The sequence below is a fragment of the Rhodoblastus sp. genome (assembly GCF_052145335.1).
Classification (GTDB): domain Bacteria; phylum Pseudomonadota; class Alphaproteobacteria; order Rhizobiales; family Beijerinckiaceae; genus Rhodoblastus.
Genome location: NZ_JBKQOU010000003.1, coordinates 15,078 through 32,668 on the forward strand (window position 1 = coordinate 15,078; position 17,591 = coordinate 32,668).

Here is a 17,591-nt window from a genome sequence, read left to right on the forward strand (position 1 = left end):
GCCGCTCCAGACGAACAGGGCGGCCATTTTTTGTCGGTCATGCGGACCTTCAAGCCAGATCGAGAAAATTCCGCCCCTGCCGGTCTTCGACTTCAACAATCCACAGATCGGAATCGAAGGCGATCTCGCGGGCGATCTTCGCTTCGATCTTGTCGTTTTCCAACCATTCCTCGGCATGGGCCCGGGCGAACAGGCGGTCGTAGCCGTCGCGTTTCTCGCTTTGCGGCGCCGGTGAAAACAGCGCCGCAAATCCGTCGAGCCGATCGATCTTGACGACGATGGCGCCGGCTTCCGGGGAGCCGCGCCGGCGCAGGACGGCGACGACATCCTCCGACGAGCAGCGGCGAAGATAGGCCGCAACCCAGATGTCCGAGCGCAGCCGCATCACTCCACCGGCAGGCCGGAGCGCGCCGCCAGCAGATGCCGGGTCTTGGCCGTCAACTCGCCATTGACCGGCAGATGATTGTCACGCTGGAACGCTTCCAGCGCCTTCTTCGTCATCGCCCCGAACGCGCCGTCGGGCTTTACCGAGGCGCCCAGCTTCTGCAGGGCGCGTTGCGCCGTCAGGACGGTTTTCGTCGGAACCGGCGCGGGATCGGCGCTCTTTTCGACACTCCTGGCGCCGCCTTGATCACCCAGCAGCGCGCCGATGGCGTCGCCTCGCTTTTTCGCGGGCGCTGCGACCGGCGCAACCGGGGCGGCCGGCGAGGCTCCCGTCGCCGCAATGGCGGCCGGCGGCGGCGCCAAGGCGGCGTCGGAGGCCGCGACCTTGGACATGACCGCATCGGGCAATCTTTCCGACAACAAGGTGTCGATTCTGGCGGGCCGCGGCGGCGGTTTCGGCGGCTCGATCTTGAAGGTCGAGCCAAACAGCGGCGCCGGATGGCGCTGGTGCTGGAGATAGATCGCGTTGACCACGATCATCGCCAGCAGCCCCCCCATCGCCGCGACCCCGAGCGCCGGCGTGCGGAAGCGCCAGATCGCGCTCAGCCAGGCCGGCGCCGATCCGGTTTTTTTGGAACGGCCCTTGCCGCGTCGCCCGCCGCCTTTGGCGGGGCGGCGCGGCTCGACGGAAACGAAATCGAAATCGGAAGCGGCGGCGATCTCACGCAATTTTCTTCACCTGCAAATTGGGGCGGAGAGGCTCCGCCATTCCGAAGACGCGGCCGCGCCGCGCCAGAGTCTCGATCTTCGCCGGATGTGCGGCGGATCTATGGGGCAGGCGGCAATCCAGCGGCAGCCGCACGGTCACGCAGGCGCCCTCATTGGGCGCGCTCTCGAAAGCGATGGCGCCGCCATGCAGCCCGACCAGTCCGCGCACGATCGACAGGCCGAGGCCAGCGCCCTCGTAAGGCCGGTCATAGGTCGCCCGGGCCTGGAAGAAGGGGTCGCCAAGCCGCGACAGGTCGTTCTGGGTGACGCCGATTCCTGTGTCGGTCACCACGATTTCGACAAAGGCGCCGTCGGGGCGGGCGACCAGGGCGACCTTGCCGCGTTCCGGCGTGAATTTCACAGCGTTGGACAGGATGTTGATCAGAATTTGCTTGCAGGCGCGCTTGTCGGCGACGATTTCGTCGAGTTGCGGCGCGCAGGCGCAAGTCAGTGCGATTTTCTTGTCGTCCGCCTTGAGTTTCACCACGTCGTAGCAGAAATCGACCAATTCGGCGAAATCGAAAGGCTCCGGCTCGATTTCGAAATTGCCGGCCTCGATCTTCGACATGTCGAGGATCATGTTGACGAGGCTGAGCAGATGCTGGCCGGAAACATGGATGATGTCGGCATATTCGCGTTGCCGGCGCGGGTCTTTCGGCGCCAGATCCGGGCTGCCGAGCATTTCCGAAAAGCCGATGATGGCGTTGAGCGGCGTGCGCAATTCATGGCTGACATTGGCGAGGAACCGGTCCTTCCACAAATTGGCGCGTTCACTGGCTTCGCGCGCCGCCTCCAGCGCCTCGCGCGCCTCCATCGTCGGCGTCATGTCGCGCAGCATGGCCATGACGATGCCATTCCCGGCGAGCGAGCGATGCGCGCGCATCTCGACCCAGACGAAACGCGGCGGCGCCTTTTCGCCCCCCTCCCCCGCGTCCGGCCCCGCGCGCAGGCGAAACTCGACCACGATCGCCCCCTCCGCCACCGCGGCGTCCCAGAGGGCTTTTAAAAACTTCGGACGGTCGGAAACGAGGATGCGCTCGAACAGGCCGCGTCCCAGGAAATCGCCGGGGCCGCAGCCAAAGCCGTTGAGCGGATTGGTCACGACGCGCGCCACCAAACCGGTTTGGTCGAGTTGCAGCGCCATGTCGCCCACGGTCTCGGTCAATTCGCGATAGGAATCCAGGCTTTCGGCGGCGCGGCGGTCCCGCATCTCGCCCGCCCGGGCGCTCCACACCGCCAGCAAGACGCCGTAAATCATCGCTGCCGCGATAATGGCGATTTCGACATTTCCGCCCGGCTCGCCATGCGGCTGCAGCACGCCCAGCGTCGTCGCGGCCACGACGCCGGAGACGGCGGCGAGCGACAGGCCCGCGCCGCCCATGGCCAGCCGCGAGTCGCCGCTCATCGTCGCCTCCAGCGGCGCCAGCAGGAAACAGGCGAAGGCGCCGACAGTCAGGGCGCCTTGGGCGCAGGCCAGCGTCACGCCAAGCAGCACCATGGCGCCGACGCAGATGATCTGGGCGATGTCGAAACGCCCATGCCGTTGCAAGGCGTAAACGCCGGCGAGCGGCGCCAGCAGGAAGGCGAAGGCCAGGGCGTCCCAGTTGCTCGGGGCGCCGCGCACCAGCAGGAACACCGGCGCCAAGGCCATGAACGGCAGCGTCATGGCGAGGCGCAGCGAGATGAACTGCGAATGGCGCCAACGCTCCGCTTCGCCGAGCGGCGCGGCCGGATCGACCGGCTTCGCTATGTGACCGAGCAAGCGCGACATGAAAGCTGCTCTAAACCTCTCGCGACGCGGCGCATGCGGCGTCTGAACTTGAGCAGTCTGCGCCCAGGCCGTTAAGTGAAGTATAAACAGAAGCGGCGACCGATCGTCATGGGCGATGTCATCGTCGAATATGGTTTCGGCTTCGTTGACGAATTTTTTCCGCGAGGGTTTTTCGCGCCGAACCGCTGCATAGGCAAGAATTTCGGACATGACCCGAGCCAATCATACGGGCCCGAATCGCAGTGGAAAAGGCCCCGAGTAAAAAATGAATTAAAAACCATGCCGGCATTTGACCGACGATTTTGATTTAATCGCGACGCGTCGCTGCTAGCTTCCGCAACATCGCGGCTGGAGCTTCAATTTTGTTCACGCCAACCGGTTTCCACTCCGTTTGAACCGAAGGTCCGCGTTAGCGAATACGCCATGAGGGCCAAGAGATGTTCTTCCTGTTTCGCTGCCTGTTCTGGCTTGGACTGGTGTTCAGCCGCATTGCCGGACAGGAAGGTTTCAACGCCGCCGCCTTGTTCGACCAGCGCGCGCCCATCGCCAGCGAAAGCGCCGCCAGCCTTGGCCGGCTCGCCCTGGACGCGGCCGGCAGGCAATGCCGCGCCGAACCGGAAAAATGCCTCGCTCTGGCCGCCCGCGCTTCGCGCCTGGCGCCGCCACCCGCAAGCCCGAACGCCAGCCATGACACGCTCAGCGCCGGCGATCGCGCGCCGGCCTGGCGGCTGCGCCCAAGCGCTGCGCCCGATTCCGACAGGCATGGATGAAGCCGGCCAGAAGCCCGCCACGGCGCACAAAAAAGGCCCAGTTTACGCTGCTGCGAAAACGGGCCTGATTATTTAAGCTAACGTCGGTTTGGCGCAGCAAGACAAATGTTCCTGCCAGCACAAGCTTTTTGCGATCCAATCGGGTCGCAAAAACCTCATTTGCGGCGGCCGGCGGAAAGACGCGCGGCCAAGCTGGCTTACTTGGTGACGCGGACGCGGCGGCGTTGCTGGCCGAGACCCATCTGTTTGGCGAGATGCGAGCGCGCCTTGGCGTAGTTCGGGGCGACCATCGGATAATCGGCGCCAAGACCCCATTTCTCGCGATAGTCTTCCGGCGACATATTATATTGCGTGCGCAAATGGCGTTTCAGCGATTTGAACTGTTTTCCATCCTCGAGACAGATGATGAAGTCATTGGTGATGGATTTCTTGACCGGAACCGCAGGCTTAGGCGCTTCCGTTACAACGGGAGCGGCGCCGCTCGTCACGCGCATCAACGCGGCATGGACATCGTTGATCAGGCCGGGAAGATCAGCTGTCGGGACGGAATTGTTGCTGACATAGGCGGAAACGATATCCGCAGCCAGTTCAATGTAATTTTGTGTGCTTGCGTCGCTCATAGCTACAGGACTTTCCTTGGGGCGGATGGCATCTTTTTTCAAGTTTGACCCGCACAGGCGGCAAGGGCCGCAAATACGTTACATGGAGCATTGGTATAGAGCCCATGATCTTTTAGATATGCCAGTTCAACGCGCATTGCAATATCACTTAAGCGGTAAAGATCGATTTTCTTCCTGTTTTTGTTGTGCGTCGCAACTGACAACAGAATTCGAACCGTAAGCTCAAATAATTCCATGGCCTAAGCGCGGCGAAAGGCCGAGCAACGGCGGACCGATAGCCTCGGCAGGATCGCGCCAAGCTCTTGAAATTCAGAGCGTGGAAAGGCATTGCGGGGAAGAAAATATTCGCTGCTCATGTTACCAAAAGCAGCCCCCCGTTCGGGCGCAGGAACATCGGGATTTTCATGCCGCCATTCGCCAAAGCCACCCAGTTCGAGCCGCCGCGCGCCGCGCGCCATCCGGTGAAACATCGCCGGCATGACGTAGAGAGCTGTGACGATTACGCTTGGATTCGCGCCGACAACTGGCGCGAGACGCTCGAAGACCCCGACTTGCTGCCAAAGCCGATACGCGCCTTGCTCGAAGCAGAAAACGCCTATGCCGCTTCGGTGCTGGCGGATGTCGCCAGGCTCGCGGAAACCATTCGCGCGGAGATGACCGGGCGGATCGACGAAACCGACTGCGACCCGCCGGCGCGCGACGGCGACTTTCTCTATTACCGCCGCTATCGCGAGGGAGGCCAGCACGAACTGGTTTGCCGGCGACCGGCCGAAGGCGGGGCCGAACAACTGATGCTCGACGGCGATCTCGAGGCCGAGGGCAAGGACTATTTCAGCCTGAACGAGGCCCTGCACTCGCCCGATCACCGGCTTCTCGCCTGGAGCCGCGACGACAACGGCAATGAATTGCACGAAATCTCCTGGCGCGATCTGGCCACCGGCGCCGACGGCTCCGACATCGTCGAGGATACGGACGGGACCATTGTCTGGACATGCGATTCGCAAGGCTTCCTCTATACGAGGATGGACGAGGATTTCCGCACCGCCCAGGTCTTCCTGCACCGCATCGGCGCCGACCCCGCTGACGACGTTCTGGTCGTCGAGGAAAAGGACCCCGCCTGGTTCATTCACCTGCGCTCCGCGCGTTCGCGCCGCCACGCCATCGTCACCGTCAGCGATCACGATAGTTCGGAATGCTGGATGATCGATCTCGCCAAAGCCGCGGCGCCTGCGCGAAGAATCCTGCCGCGGCGGCCCGGCCTGCGCTACGACGCCGAACCCGGCGCCGAGCGGCTTTACCTGCGCACCAATGCCGATGGCGCCTTCGATTTCAAACTGGTCAGCATCGGTCTGGACAAGCTCGATTCCGGCGATTGGCGCGAAGAGGCGCCCCATCGCCCCGGAAGGATGATTTTCAACGCCACGGTGTTCGGCGACTTCCTGGCCTGGCTGGAGCGCGAAAACTGCCGCCCCCGTCTGGTCTTCCGCGCGCTGAACGGCGACGAGCAGGCGATCGCCTTCGATTCGCCCTGCCATCATCTGCGGCTGGAGCATAATTTCGAATTCGAACGGCCGATCCTGCGCCTGGCCTATTCCTCGGTGACTGAGCCGCAGGAAATTTACGACATCGATCTGGCGACGAGAAGCCGCACGCTTTTGAAACGCCAGCGGATTCCCTCCGGCCATGACGCCAGCGCCTATGAACAGCGAATGGATTTCGCGCTCGCGGAGGACGGCGAGACCGTCCCGCTGTCGATGGTCTGGCGCAAAAATCTTCCGCCAGGCCCGCGTCCCGTCCTGCTCTATGGCTATGGCGCCTATGGCGTCGCCTTGCCCGATTCCTTCGATGAATCGCTGTTCAGCCTGATCGATCGCGGCTTCGTCTACGCCATCGCCCATGTGCGGGGCGGCACGGAGAAAGGCTCGCGCTGGTACGAAAACGGCAAGATGGAGCACAAGCACCATACATTCGGCGATTTCATCGCCTGCGCCCGCCACCTCTATGCGCAAAAAATCGCCGCGCCGGGAAAGATTGTCGCGGAAGGCGGCAGCGCCGGCGGATTGCTGATCGGCGCCGTGGCCAATCTGGCGCCGGAGCTGTTTGGCGGCGTCATCGCCGAAGTGCCGTTTGTCGACGTGGTCAACACGATCTGCGACGCATCGCTGCCGCTGACGCCGCCGGAATGGAGGGAATGGGGCAATCCAATCGAAAGCGCCGAGGTTTTTTTCAGGCTCTTGTCCTATTCGCCCTATGACAACGTCAAGGCTCAAGCCTATCCGCCGATGCTGATCGAGGGCGGCCTGACCGATCCGCGCGTCACCTATTGGGAGCCGGCCAAATGGGCGCAACAGCTTCGCGCGCGCATGACCGGCGGCGGGCCGGTCCTGCTCAAGACCAATATGGAGGCCGGCCACGGCGGCGCCTCGGGGCGCTATGACGAACTGGAGGAAATCGCCCTGCGCCAGGCCTTCGCCATAGAAGCCGTCAATACTTAATCCTGGCCTTCGATAAAGCGCTTCAGCTCCGCCATCGAGTCGAAACGATAGACGCCGTGCGGAGTTTCCGCTTCGATCGAGCCGTCGGCATAGAGCGTGTAATGCGTCCCCTGCGCATCGTAATGGCCGACGATCGCCGGCCTGGGCGCAGTCGAAGGCGCGGGTTCGGCTGACGGCGCGGGCTCATGGCGCTCAAGATGCTCGTGGGTCTCGGGCTCATGAATAACGTCGTGCTGCGAGGGCTCGTAGGTCGCGGGCTCCTGATAAGCCTCGTGCGTGGGTTCGTAAGTCGTGGGCTCCTGATAAGCCTCGTGCTCCGGCTCCCGGATCGCGGGCTGGTAAGTCGCAGCCTCCTGGATCTCGGGCTCATGCAGGATTTCGGGTTCAGGCTCGGGAGCGAGCTCCAGCTCGTGCTCGTAAGCGCTTTCAAGCACAGGCTCGTGCGCGCTTGCGGGCGCCGGCTCGTGGGCGACGGGCTCGTGAGAAAATTCAGGCGCGGGCTCGTGGGCGATTTCCGGCTCCGGCGGCGGCTGGGGCCCCGTTTCGGCTTCGGGCGGCGGCGCGAATTCTTGCGCCAACTCTCGCGCGAACTCGCGCGCGATTTCTTCCTCGGCGGCCGCCTCATCGACGGGAGCGGCCAGCGGACCGGCCAGCGGCTGGCGCAGCCAGCCGTCGTGGGTTTCCGCCCGCGGCATTTTCAGCGCCGCAGCAGCATCTGCGTGCTTGGAGCGAACCATCCATGAGAGCGGGGTGTCCTGTCCAGATTCGGACAGTTCAGCAGGGGCCGGAGCTTCCCGAGCGGCCTCGACGCCGGCGATTTGCTCGAATTCTTGCACCGACTCGGAGTCGTAGCCGGACTCGGCCTCCTGCATCGCTGGCGCAGCCGGAATTTGCGACGGGCTGTCGGTTCTCGCCTTGGCCAGCAGCAAGGTGGCGTTGGAGGCGGACAGGGCGATCGCCCTCAATTCGCGCAGGGCCAATCCGAGGGCGACGAGCACAAGGCCGGCGCAAGCGGCGATAGTCCCGGAGATCACCAGCGTCCAGCCGCGTTCGAGCTGGACATAGTCGTAGCCGTTCCACGCGACCGCCAATCCGACGATGAACAGGAATACGCCGATGACAATGACGGTTCGGTCCGGTCTCACTTTGCCGCCTTTCGCCGGAAATTCTTTTAAGGCCGACAGTGCCTTCAGAATGGAACATAATGGGTAAATGGTTAATTTCGACTCTACAAGTGGGGCTAAATCGCAATGGCTGCGTTCTTGCTTCCTGAGGGCGCGGTCTTTACCTTCCACCGCGCTCGGCCTGCCCGAGAGTTCTACTCCCATAGGAGCTAAGCATGTCCCTCGTTCTCGATCCCCTACCCTACGCCTATGACGCGCTGCAGCCTTACATGTCTGCGGAAACGCTGGAGTTCCACCACGACAAGCACCATGCCGCCTATGTGACCAACGGCAACAACCTGCTCAAGGGCACGGAGTGGGAAGGCCTGCCGATCGAGCAGATCATCACCGGCTCCCATGGCAAGAACGCGCCGGTGTTCAACAACGCCGCCCAGGTGTGGAACCATGCCGAGTTCTGGAAATACCTGAAGCCGAATGGCGGCGGCAAAGTCCCGGGCAAGGTCGAGAAGGCCCTGATCGAGGGAATCGGCTCGGTCGAAAAGGCGCTCGAGGATCTGGCGCAGGCCGGCGTGACGCAATTTGGTTCCGGCTGGGCCTGGCTGGCGGTCAAGGACGGCAAGGTCGCGGTTTCGAAGACCCCGAACGCCGAAAATCCGCTGATCCACGGCGCGACGCCGATCCTGACCATCGACGTGTGGGAACACGCCTATTACATCGATTATCGCAACCGGCGCCCCGATTTCATCAAGACCGTGATCGGCAATCTGGTGAACTGGGAATATGTCGAAGCCCAGCTTGAGAAGGCTCTCGGCTGATTGAGGTAGCTAAAACCAGGGCCGCCCGAAGGTTTTGGGCGGTCCCAAATTTGTTTTCCGTCCTATTCGTGCTAATCTGGTCAGTATGACCAGATTTGATAAAACCCGTCCGGCCAATCCGTCCAAGACCCACCGGCGGAGTCCCGTCCTGCCACCCGGCTACTGGCTGCTTCAGGACGCCAAAGCGCGATTCAGCGAAGTGGTGAGGCGTGTGCGTAGCGAGGGGCCGCAACATGTGACCGTGCATGGCCGCGACGAGGTTGTGATCGTCTCCGCGGAAGAATTTCGCCGTCTCAAGGGTGAACGCAGCGGAGAGGCGCTGATCGCGGTCTTGCAGGACTCGCCTTATCGCGATGTCGAGATCGAGCCCCGGCGCGAAAAAATGCCGGTGCGCGAGGTCGAGTTGTGAGCGGCTGGCTGCTCGACACCAATATACTTTCGGAATTGCGGCGGCCCAAGCCCGAACCGAAAGTCCTCGCCTTCGTCGCCGCCCATGCGCTCGAACAATTTTTTGTCAGCGCCGTGACTTTCGCCGAGATACGCTTCGGCATCGAAATACTCGCCGACCCAGGCCGACGCGCCGAATTGCATGACTGGCTGACGCATCGGCTGCGGCCAATGTTCGAACATCGCGTCCTGCCGGTTTCCGAAGACGTGATGTTCAAATGGCGGCTATTGGTCGAGGAAGGCCGAAAAGTCCGGCACACATTTTCGCAACCCGACCTGATCATTGCGGCGACGGGGCTTTGCCACGGGCTGACGATCGTCTCGCGGGACACCGGGGATTTCGAGCGGGCGCGGGCGCCCGTTTTCAATCCTTGGAATTGAAGGGTGCGGCCTGCGCACCTTCAACCCAACGCCTTGCGCAGCTGAAACCTTGTATGCCCCAGCGGAAAATCTTCCATCCGGGCATATTCGACATAGCCGCGTCGCGAATAGAAATCCGGGGCCTGATAATCGAAGGTCGCCAGGATTGACCATTTGGCTCCACGCCGCAGCGCCTCGGCCTCCGCTTCCGCCAGCAGCCGCGAGCCGGCGCCCTGGCTGCGGAAATGCTCCTCCACCCAGACGAGGTCGATCGCCATCCATGCGCCGACGATCACTCCCTGCAAGCCGCCCCTGACCCTGCCTTCGCTGTCGCGGGCGACAATGCACAGGTGGTTTTGCGGCTGGCGCACCGGATCGGGCCCGACCTGCGTTTCGTTAAAGGACGCCAGCCCGCTCAAAAGCACGATCTGCGTGGTCTCCTCGGGCTGGTGTTCCAGCGTCACGACGAGTTCGCACTTTTCCTGGGCTTGCGCCTCGGCTTGCGTCATTCAGCGGCGGCTTTGGCATAGCCGAGACGGCCGTTCAATTCGTCGATCAGTTTTCCCGCGGCTTCGGAAATAACGGTCCCGGGCGGAAAAATCGCCGAGGCGCCGGCCGCGTAAAGGGCGTCGAAATCCTGCGGCGGGATGACGCCGCCGACGACGATCATGATGTCGGGGCGGCCTTCCTTTTCCAGAGCCGCACGCAGCGCGGGAACCAACGTGAGGTGGCCCGCCGCCAGCGAGGAAATGCCGACGATATGCACGTCATTCTCCACCGCCTGGCGCGCCGCCTCTTCCGGCGTGGCGAACAAAGGCCCGATATCGACGTCGAAGCCAAGATCGGCGAAGGCGGAAGCGATGACCTTCTGGCCGCGATCATGGCCGTCCTGGCCGACCTTGGCCACGAGAATGCGCGGACGGCGGCCGTCATGCTCCTCAAAAGTCGAAACCTGCGCCAGAACCTTGGCGATAGCGGTCGAATTCACCCCGGCCTCCCGCTTGTAAACGCCGGAAATGCTCTTGATTTCCGCGCGATGACGCCCGAAAACCTTTTCCAGCGCATAAGAAATCTCGCCCACCGTGGCTTTTTTCCGCGCGGCCTCGATGGACAAAGCCAGCAGATTAGCGCCGCTCTTGGCGCCCTCCGTCAACGCGTCGAGCGCAGCCTGCGTTTCCGCCTGGTTGCGCTCCTCGCGCAGGCGCTTGAGCTTTTCGAGCTGCTGGCGGCGCACCGAGGCGTTTTCCACCTTCAGCACGTCAATCGGCTTTTCATCGGTCGGACGCAGCTTGTTGACGCCGATCACCGCCTGTTTGCCGGAATCGATGCGCGCCTGGGTCTTGGCCGCCGCCTCTTCTATGCGGAGCTTGGGTATTCCGGCTTCGATGGCCTTGGACATGCCGCCAAGCGCCTCGACTTCCCGGATATGGGCCCAGGCCTTTTGCGTCAGTTCGGCGGTAAGCTTTTCGACGTAATAGGATCCGCCCCACGGATCGATGATTTTCGTCGTGCCGGATTCCTGTTGCAGGAAAAGCTGGGTGTTGCGGGCGATGCGAGCGGAAAAGTCGGTCGGCAGAGCCAGCGCCTCGTCGAGCGCATTGGTGTGCAGCGACTGAGTATGGCCTTGCGTCGCCGCCATCGCCTCGATCTGGGTGCGGATGACGTTGTTGAACACATCCTGAGCCGTCAGGGACCAGCCGGAGGTCTGGCTATGGGTGCGCAGCGGCAGGCTCTTTTCGGATTGCGGGTTGAAGGTCTTGACCAGATTGGCCCAGATCAGCCGGGCGGCGCGCAGCTTCGCCACTTCCATGAAGAAGTTCATGCCGATCGCCCAGAAGAACGACAGGCGCGGCGCGAACTGGTCCACCGTCAGCCCCGCCCCGATGCCGGCGCGCAGATATTCGACGCCGTCGGCGAGCGTGTAGGCGAGTTCGAGATCCTGCGTCGCCCCGGCCTCCTGCATGTGATAGCCGGAGATCGAGATCGAGTTGAATTTCGGCATGTTTTTCGACGTATAGGCGAAAATGTCCGAAATGATGCGCATCGAATCCTTGGGCGGATAGATGTAGGTGTTGCGCACCATGAATTCTTTGAGAATGTCGTTCTGGATCGTCCCGGACAATTTGGCCGCCGGCACGCCCTGCTCTTCGGCGGCGACAATATAGAGCGCCAGAACCGGCAGGACCGCGCCGTTCATCGTCATCGACACTGACATCTGGTCGAGCGGAATGCCCGAAAACAGGGTGCGCATGTCATAGATCGAGTCGATGGCGACGCCCGCCATGCCGACGTCGCCGGCGACGCGCGGGTGATCGGAATCATAACCGCGATGGGTGGCGAGATCGAAGGCGACCGAAAGGCCCTTCTGGCCGGCCGCGAGATTGCGGCGATAAAAGGCGTTGGAATCTTCCGCCGTGGAGAAGCCGGCATATTGCCGCACCGTCCAGGGCTGGTTGACATACATGGTCGGGTAAGGGCCGCGAAGGAAAGGCGCGGCGCCGGGGAAAGAATCAAGCGCCGGCAAACCCTCGACATCTTCCGGACCATAGACGCTCTTGACCTCGATGCCTTCCGGCGTCAGCCAGTTTTCGGCGGAGAAAGCCGGAGGGGCGGCGTTCTGCTGGGCAGGGAGGGCGAGGGTCGAGAAGTCGGGTATCCGGGTCATCCGTTCATCCATATTTTCCGCGTTTGGCCCCTTATACTCGCCTCGACTCGCTGGCGCCATCCTCCATCCGGCGTCCTACCTTGGTCAAAATCCTTGCGAAAATCCGTCGCGCTTCCTTGCGGGTTTCGGCCAGTTCGCGTTCGAGCAAAGCAAAATCCGGCAGGCCGGAAGCATTGGCGATGCGTCTTTTGACCCCGTCCGCCGCCTGACGCGGATCGGCGCCCGGGCTAAGCGCCAGACGCAGCCATTGCGTGACATTGCCGTAAAGCGACAGCGCCTTGAGCAAAGCCTCGGTCGTTTCCGCGTCGAGAAAGCCCGCCCGCCCCGCGGCGGCAAAGATATCGCGCGTCGCCGTCACCCGCAGGGAAGGCGCTTCGCCGCCATGCGCCAGCGCCAGATATTGCGCGATGAATTCGATGTCGAGCAGGCCGCCGGCGGCGAGTTTCAAGTCCCAGCTGTCGCCCTCGCCCTTTTGCTGGCCGATCAGCGCGCGCATGTCGCGCACCGCCTTGGCCAGGGCGGCGGGGTCACGCGGAATGAAAATGCTGCTCTCGATGATCGCCTGCGCTTCTTCGGCCAGGCCCGCATCGCCGGCGACCGCCCGGGCGCGGGTCAACGCCATATGTTCCCAGACTTCCGCCTCGCTCAGTTGATAGGCGCGGAAACTGGCGATCTGCGTCGCCAGCGGCCCCTGCCTGCCGGAAGGGCGAAGCCGCATATCGACCTCGAACAATTTTCCGCGCCGCGTCGGCGCCGTCAGCGCCGCGATCAGCCTCTGGGTCAGGCGGGTGTAATAGACCGTGGCGTGCAATGGTTTGGCGCCGTCGGATTCCGGCTTTTCGGCGTCGAAATCATAAAGCAGGACCAGATCGAGGTCGGAGGTCGCGGTCATTTCGCGTGAGCCGAATTTGCCCAAAGCCAGGACGACGCAGCGGCCGCCGGGAACGCGCCCGTGTTCGGCGGCGAAGAATCGCTCGACCGAATCGAGACTGGCCCGCACCATGGTCGCGGCGAGCGCGGAATAAGCCTGCGCCGCCTGGTCGGGCTCGATCAGGCCGGCGAACAGCCGCAGGCCGATCATGAAATTTTCTTCCGCCGCAAAAGCCCGAGCCGCGTCGAGAAAAGTCTCGATGTTTTCCGGCGCGTCGTGAAACAGCGCCAGCCTTTCCGCATAGGCCGCCAGCCTTTCGGCATACGCCGACTCTTGCATCGGCGCGGCGGCCACGCCTCGGTCGATGGCGGCGTCGAGCACATGCGGGCTATGCGCGATGACCTGCGCCAGACGCGGCGCGCCGCCGAGAATATCGGCGAAAAACTGGCGCACCGTCTCATGGGATTTGAGCAAAGCGAAAAGCTCGACCGCCGCCGGCATCCTGGCGAGAGCGGCGTCAAACGCGGCGAGGCCGGAATCGGCGTCGCCCGATTTCGAGAAAGCCTCGAGCAAAGCTGGAACAAGTTCCGTCAGCACTTCGCGGGCGCGCGCGCTCTGCACCGCCGCGCGGCGGCCAAAATGCCAGCCGCGCACCATCTCGGTAGCGGCGGCGGGATCGCGAAAACCCATTTCGCGCAAAGTTTCGAGTGTTTCCGGATCGTCGGCGGAGCCGGTGAAGACGAGATTTCCGGCGCGGGAATCGAGACCCGGCGCATGTTCGAACAGGCGGGCGTAATGTTTTTCGACGGCGCGCAACCGGCGCAAAAGATCGGCGGAAAAACCGGCCGCGCCGCCATAGCCGCAGAAGCGCGCGAACTGGTTCAGGGCCGCGTTGTCGGCAGGCAGGCGCTGCGTCTGCTGGTCCTGCACCATCTGCAACCGATGCTCGAGCCCGCGCAGAAAGACATAGGCCTCGGAAAGCTCGACCGCCGCCAGCGCCGTGATCCAGCCGTCCGCTTCAAGCTGGCGCAGCATGTCCAGCGTCCGCGCTCCACGCAAAAGCTGGCGGCGGCCGCCGAAGATCAATTGCTGGGTCTGGACGAAGAACTCGATCTCGCGAATGCCGCCGCGACCGAGTTTCAGGTCGTGCCCGGCGACCGCGATCTCGGCGTGGCCGCGCGCGGCGTGAATCTGCCTTTTCATCGCATGAATATCGGCGATGGCGGCGTAATCGAAATATTTGCGCCAGATGAAGGCCGACATTTCGCCCAGGAAGGAAAAGCCGAGCGCCAGATCGCCGGCCACCGGGCGGGCCTTGATCATCGCCGCGCGCTCCCAGTTCTGGCCGAGCGTTTCATAATAATGGCGCGCCGCGTCGAGCGAGACGGCCGGAGCCGTCGAGCCGGGATCGGGGCGCAAGCGCAAATCCACGCGAAGAACATAACCGTCGCCGGTGCGCTCCTGCAAAAGCTTTACAAGATGCTGGGTCAGCCGCAAGGCGTTGGCCTTGGCTCCCGGCCCCGCGTCAAGCGCGCGGGCGCGCGAATCGTAGAAAACCACCAGATCGACGTCGGAGGAGTAATTCAGCTCCATCGCGCCATGCTTGCCTAGCGCCAGCACCACCAGGCCGCAATCTTGTTCCGGTCGCTCCTTGCTGGATAAAGCGAGCTTCTCGCCAGCCAGCCGCAAGGCGGCGCGCAGGGCGGTGGCGACGAAACGGTCGGCGGCGCGCGACAGGGCCCTGGTCGCCGCGACAACGTCATAGACCCCGCCGAGGTCGGCCCAAGCGACGATCAGCGCCGTCTCCTGCTTTGCCCGCCGCAACAGGCTCATGACCTGGGCTTCGCCACATTGGTCTTCGTCGCAGGCGGCGAGCCGATGCAGGGCCTCGTCGAGAGCCTGATCCGGCGACATCTGGAGGATGCGAACCAGGCGGCCCGGATCGCGGCGGACCAACCCCCAAAGAAAGGGCGATTGATCGGCGAGACCGAGCAGCAGGGCCTCGATGTTCGGCCAGTCCGGCAGCGCCTGCAGCTTTTTCGCGCAATCTTGCGGCGCATGGCCGAGAAAATCGGCGACTTTTATGCGGGCGTCGGCGGTCTTCCGAGGCTTGGGAAGACGGAACGTCATGAACTCTTTCGCGGCGCCCCGGCGCTTCATGGCGCCACGTTCCTTGGCTGCGCTTTGTCGCGGTCTCGCGGCAGAGCCAGCACGACGCGCAGGCCCGGTTTGAAATCCTCCAGCCGCAATTCGCCGCCATGCAGCCTCGCCACGGCGGCGGCAAGCGACAGGCCCAGGCCGCTGCCTGGGCGCGAGCGCGATGTTTCAAGCCGCACGAACCGCTCCAGCACCCGGGAACGCTCCTCGTCGGGAATGCCCGGCCCATGATCGGCGACTGCGATCTCAACGCCCTTCTCGTCGCCCCTGGCGGTAATCTCGACTTTCGCCTGGCCGCCCGGCAGATCGGGCGCGCCATATTTCAGCGCATTGTCGATGAGATTGGCCAGCGCCTGGCCGATCAATTCGCGCTGGCCGCGAAAGCGCAGCGGCCCCTCGGCATTGACCAGCAATTCCACCCCGATCTCCTCCGCCGCCGGCTCGTAAAGCTCGGCCATGTCATGGACCAGGGCGGCGGCGTCGAGATCGGCGAGGGTTTCGCCGGAGGAGTGCGATTCAGCGCGGGCGATCATCAACAAGGCGTTGAAAATGCGGATCAGCCCATCCGCCTCGTCGATCACCCGCTCCAGCGCCCCGCGGGCGGCGGTCTCGCCCAGATCGAGCTGCAGCGCCTGTTCGGCATTGTTGCGCAGGCGGGTCAAAGGCGTGCGCAGATCGTGGGCGATATTGTCCGAGACCTGGCGAATGCCCACCATCAGGGCGGAAATGCGGTCGAGCATGGTGTTGAGATTGCGCGCCAGCCGGTCCAGTTCGTCGTCGGCGCCGGACAAGGGCAAGCGGCCAGCCAGGTCCTCCTGCAACAAGGTGGCGGCCTTGGCGCTCATGTCGTCGACGCGGTTCAGCAGCCGTCGCGCGACGAACAGCCCGCCAAAGGCGCCGATCACCAGCAGCCAGAGCAGCGTGGTGAACAGAGCCTTGCCGAGAATATGGCTCAGTCTTTCGCGGTCTTCGAGATCGTGGCCGATCAGCAGGCGGAAATGTCCCGGCAGAACGAACACCTTGGCGATGGCGCGGCGCTGGACATTGGGTTCGCCCAGCCGCTCGTAAACGGTTTCAACCGCCTGTTGCTGGTCCATCACGCCGGCCGGCAGCTCCAGCACGTTGCCGGCGAGCGTCACGCCGGTTGGCGCGGCGAGGAGATAGATCGAGGCGCCGGGCGTGCGCGAGCGCCGGTCGACCACGGCGGCGAGCTGGCTCAGCCCCCCCTCGGCATATTGATCCGCCAAGCCCTTGAGATCGGCCTCGACAGTCTGGCGCATCTGCTCCGCCATCAGTTCGCGGACTCTTTCGCCGACCCGGTCGAGGACCAGGGTGAAGCCGAGGGCGATAATGACGAAATAGGCGAACGCCAGTTTGAAGACGGTGGTCTTGAACAATCTCGTCCAGTTCGCCCATCGGGCGGGGTCGCCAAACACCATCGCCGCTTTCATTCCGCCCGCCCGATTTCCACAAAAAATTCTTCGCCAAATTTTGCCCCGCAGGATCGGCTATCCTTGCCGTTGCAGCAAGTTACCGATTGGTCATGCCGCAACGGCGATCTCTACGGAAACCCGACATTAACCCTGGCCGCCCCATTGTCGAACCCATGCCGGCCACGGTCCGTCCGAGCCTCTTGTAAAAGTTTGCGTATCGAAGGCGCCACGTAAATGTTGATGACTCTCGACCATTGGCTCGCGCGGTTTTTTGGCGCCGGCCGGCGCGAATATTCGGAAAGGAACTCGCGCGCCGCGCCCATGGCCCAGCGCGCCGCTTTTGGCAATGACGGCATGGAGCTGCGCCAGGTCGGCGGGCTTTACGATTCCTTCGACGACGAAGCCGAGCAGGTCCGCCCCCCCTATGCGCCCTATCTGCGCCGGCCGCGCGCCGTCCGCACCGGAGCGTCCGGGGATTTCGCGCCGGAGGCCGCGCCACGGATGGATTTTCAGCCACAGGCGCCGGTCGATCCCGACGAGCAGGCCTTCCGCGAAATTCTGGCGACGCAACGCTCCCGGGATATTCTCCGCGATCTCGCCGCCCGCTCCGCGCCGCAGCAATCGTCGCCGAGATTCCGCGCCGAAACGATCGCCACCGAAGTGGAAAATTTGCCTTCGCCGCATTTCTGGCGGGTCGATCAGCCGCAGGTGCGCTTCACCCGCACGCCTGAATCCTCGATTGCCCGCCGCAGGGCCGAAGAGGCGGCGCGCCGCCGCGCCGAGGAGGAAGCGCGGATCAAGGCGGAGGAAGAGGCGCGCCTCGCCGCCGAGACGCGGCTGGCCCAGGCCCATTCGATGAACGCCGAAGCGTCGCGGGTGCGCTACGCCCGCACCCCCGACCGTTTGCGCGC

The 17,591-nt window shown here is 63.6% G+C and carries 16 protein-coding genes; 6 read left to right on the forward strand and 10 right to left on the reverse strand.

Features of this window, described 5'->3' with window-relative positions:
* Window positions 1–49: 49 nt before the first annotated feature.
* The 3 genes from ACLP2E_RS00155 to ACLP2E_RS00165 are packed head-to-tail and all read right to left on the reverse strand — an operon-like array spanning window position 50 to window position 3,133.
* Entirely contained in the window at window positions 50–385 is a 336-nt protein-coding gene (locus ACLP2E_RS00155) for a DUF1491 family protein (protein ID WP_442461262.1), read from the reverse strand.
* Window positions 385–1,113, reverse strand: coding sequence for a peptidoglycan-binding domain-containing protein (locus ACLP2E_RS00160; RefSeq protein ID WP_442461263.1), 729 nt, complete (start codon window positions 1,111–1,113; stop codon window positions 385–387). The genes ACLP2E_RS00155 and ACLP2E_RS00160 overlap by 1 nt, the downstream gene beginning before the upstream one ends.
* Window positions 1,106–3,133, reverse strand: a complete 2,028-nt coding sequence (locus ACLP2E_RS00165) for a sensor histidine kinase (protein ID WP_442464801.1) — start codon at window positions 3,131–3,133, stop codon at window positions 1,106–1,108. The genes ACLP2E_RS00160 and ACLP2E_RS00165 overlap by 8 nt, the downstream gene beginning before the upstream one ends.
* 227 nt (window positions 3,134–3,360) lie before the next feature.
* Between ACLP2E_RS00165 and ACLP2E_RS00170 the strand changes: the two genes are divergently transcribed.
* The gene (locus ACLP2E_RS00170; protein ID WP_442461265.1) at window positions 3,361–3,693 is read left to right on the forward strand and encodes a hypothetical protein; all 333 of its coding nucleotides are present in this window, start codon (window positions 3,361–3,363) and stop codon (window positions 3,691–3,693) included.
* A 197-nt stretch (window positions 3,694–3,890) separates the two neighbouring features.
* Here the strand turns inward: ACLP2E_RS00170 and ACLP2E_RS00175 are convergent, their stop codons facing one another.
* Window positions 3,891–4,313: a MucR family transcriptional regulator gene (locus ACLP2E_RS00175; protein ID WP_442461266.1), complete on the reverse strand. Its 423-nt coding sequence runs from the start codon at window positions 4,311–4,313 to the stop codon at window positions 3,891–3,893.
* Between the two features lie 38 nt (window positions 4,314–4,351).
* The gene (locus ACLP2E_RS00180; protein ID WP_442464802.1) at window positions 4,352–4,549 is read right to left on the reverse strand and encodes a hypothetical protein; all 198 of its coding nucleotides are present in this window, start codon (window positions 4,547–4,549) and stop codon (window positions 4,352–4,354) included.
* A 168-nt stretch (window positions 4,550–4,717) separates the two neighbouring features.
* Here ACLP2E_RS00180 and ACLP2E_RS00185 point away from each other — a divergent pair, with 168 nt between their 5' ends.
* Window positions 4,718–6,808, forward strand: coding sequence for a S9 family peptidase (locus ACLP2E_RS00185; protein ID WP_442464803.1), 2,091 nt, complete (start codon window positions 4,718–4,720; stop codon window positions 6,806–6,808).
* Here the strand turns inward: ACLP2E_RS00185 and ACLP2E_RS00190 are convergent.
* Entirely contained in the window at window positions 6,805–7,953 is a 1,149-nt protein-coding gene (locus ACLP2E_RS00190) for a hypothetical protein (RefSeq protein ID WP_442464804.1), read from the reverse strand. The two genes, ACLP2E_RS00185 and ACLP2E_RS00190, sit on opposite strands and share 4 nt — an antisense overlap.
* A gap of 194 nt (window positions 7,954–8,147) precedes the next feature.
* Here ACLP2E_RS00190 and ACLP2E_RS00195 point away from each other — a divergent pair, with 194 nt between their 5' ends.
* The 3 genes from ACLP2E_RS00195 (at window position 8,148) to ACLP2E_RS00205 (ending at window position 9,575) form a co-directional block, all read left to right on the forward strand.
* Entirely contained in the window at window positions 8,148–8,747 is a 600-nt protein-coding gene (locus ACLP2E_RS00195) for a superoxide dismutase (RefSeq protein WP_442461269.1), read from the forward strand.
* Window positions 8,748–8,832: 85 nt separating this feature from the next.
* Window positions 8,833–9,156 (forward strand): type II toxin-antitoxin system Phd/YefM family antitoxin, encoded by a 324-nt coding sequence (locus tag ACLP2E_RS00200; RefSeq protein ID WP_442464805.1) that lies wholly within the window; start codon window positions 8,833–8,835, stop codon window positions 9,154–9,156.
* Window positions 9,153–9,575, forward strand: coding sequence for a type II toxin-antitoxin system VapC family toxin (locus tag ACLP2E_RS00205; protein ID WP_442461271.1), 423 nt, complete (start codon window positions 9,153–9,155; stop codon window positions 9,573–9,575). The genes ACLP2E_RS00200 and ACLP2E_RS00205 overlap by 4 nt, the downstream gene beginning before the upstream one ends.
* Window positions 9,576–9,595: 20 nt before the next feature.
* Here the strand turns inward: ACLP2E_RS00205 and ACLP2E_RS00210 are convergent, their stop codons facing one another.
* Genes ACLP2E_RS00210 through ACLP2E_RS00225 form a run of 4 tightly spaced genes read right to left on the reverse strand, consistent with a single transcriptional unit; the run spans window position 9,596 to window position 16,698 of the window.
* A complete protein-coding gene (locus ACLP2E_RS00210; RefSeq protein ID WP_442461272.1) occupies window positions 9,596–10,063 on the reverse strand; it encodes a GNAT family N-acetyltransferase in 468 nt (155 codons plus the stop codon).
* Window positions 10,060–12,219 (reverse strand): methylmalonyl-CoA mutase, encoded by a 2,160-nt coding sequence (scpA, locus tag ACLP2E_RS00215; RefSeq protein ID WP_442461273.1) that lies wholly within the window; start codon window positions 12,217–12,219, stop codon window positions 10,060–10,062. The genes ACLP2E_RS00210 and scpA overlap by 4 nt, the downstream gene beginning before the upstream one ends.
* Window positions 12,220–12,250: 31 nt before the next feature.
* Complete coding sequence (locus ACLP2E_RS00220) at window positions 12,251–15,250, reverse strand: bifunctional [glutamine synthetase] adenylyltransferase/[glutamine synthetase]-adenylyl-L-tyrosine phosphorylase (RefSeq protein ID WP_442464806.1); 3,000 nt, start codon at window positions 15,248–15,250, stop codon at window positions 12,251–12,253.
* Window positions 15,247–16,698, reverse strand: coding sequence for a sensor histidine kinase (locus ACLP2E_RS00225; protein ID WP_442461275.1), 1,452 nt, complete (start codon window positions 16,696–16,698; stop codon window positions 15,247–15,249). The genes ACLP2E_RS00220 and ACLP2E_RS00225 overlap by 4 nt, the downstream gene beginning before the upstream one ends.
* A 216-nt stretch (window positions 16,699–16,914) precedes the next feature.
* Here ACLP2E_RS00225 and ACLP2E_RS00230 point away from each other — a divergent pair.
* Window positions 16,915–17,591: hypothetical protein (locus ACLP2E_RS00230; RefSeq protein ID WP_442464807.1), on the forward strand; the 677-nt coding region annotated here is incomplete at its 3' end.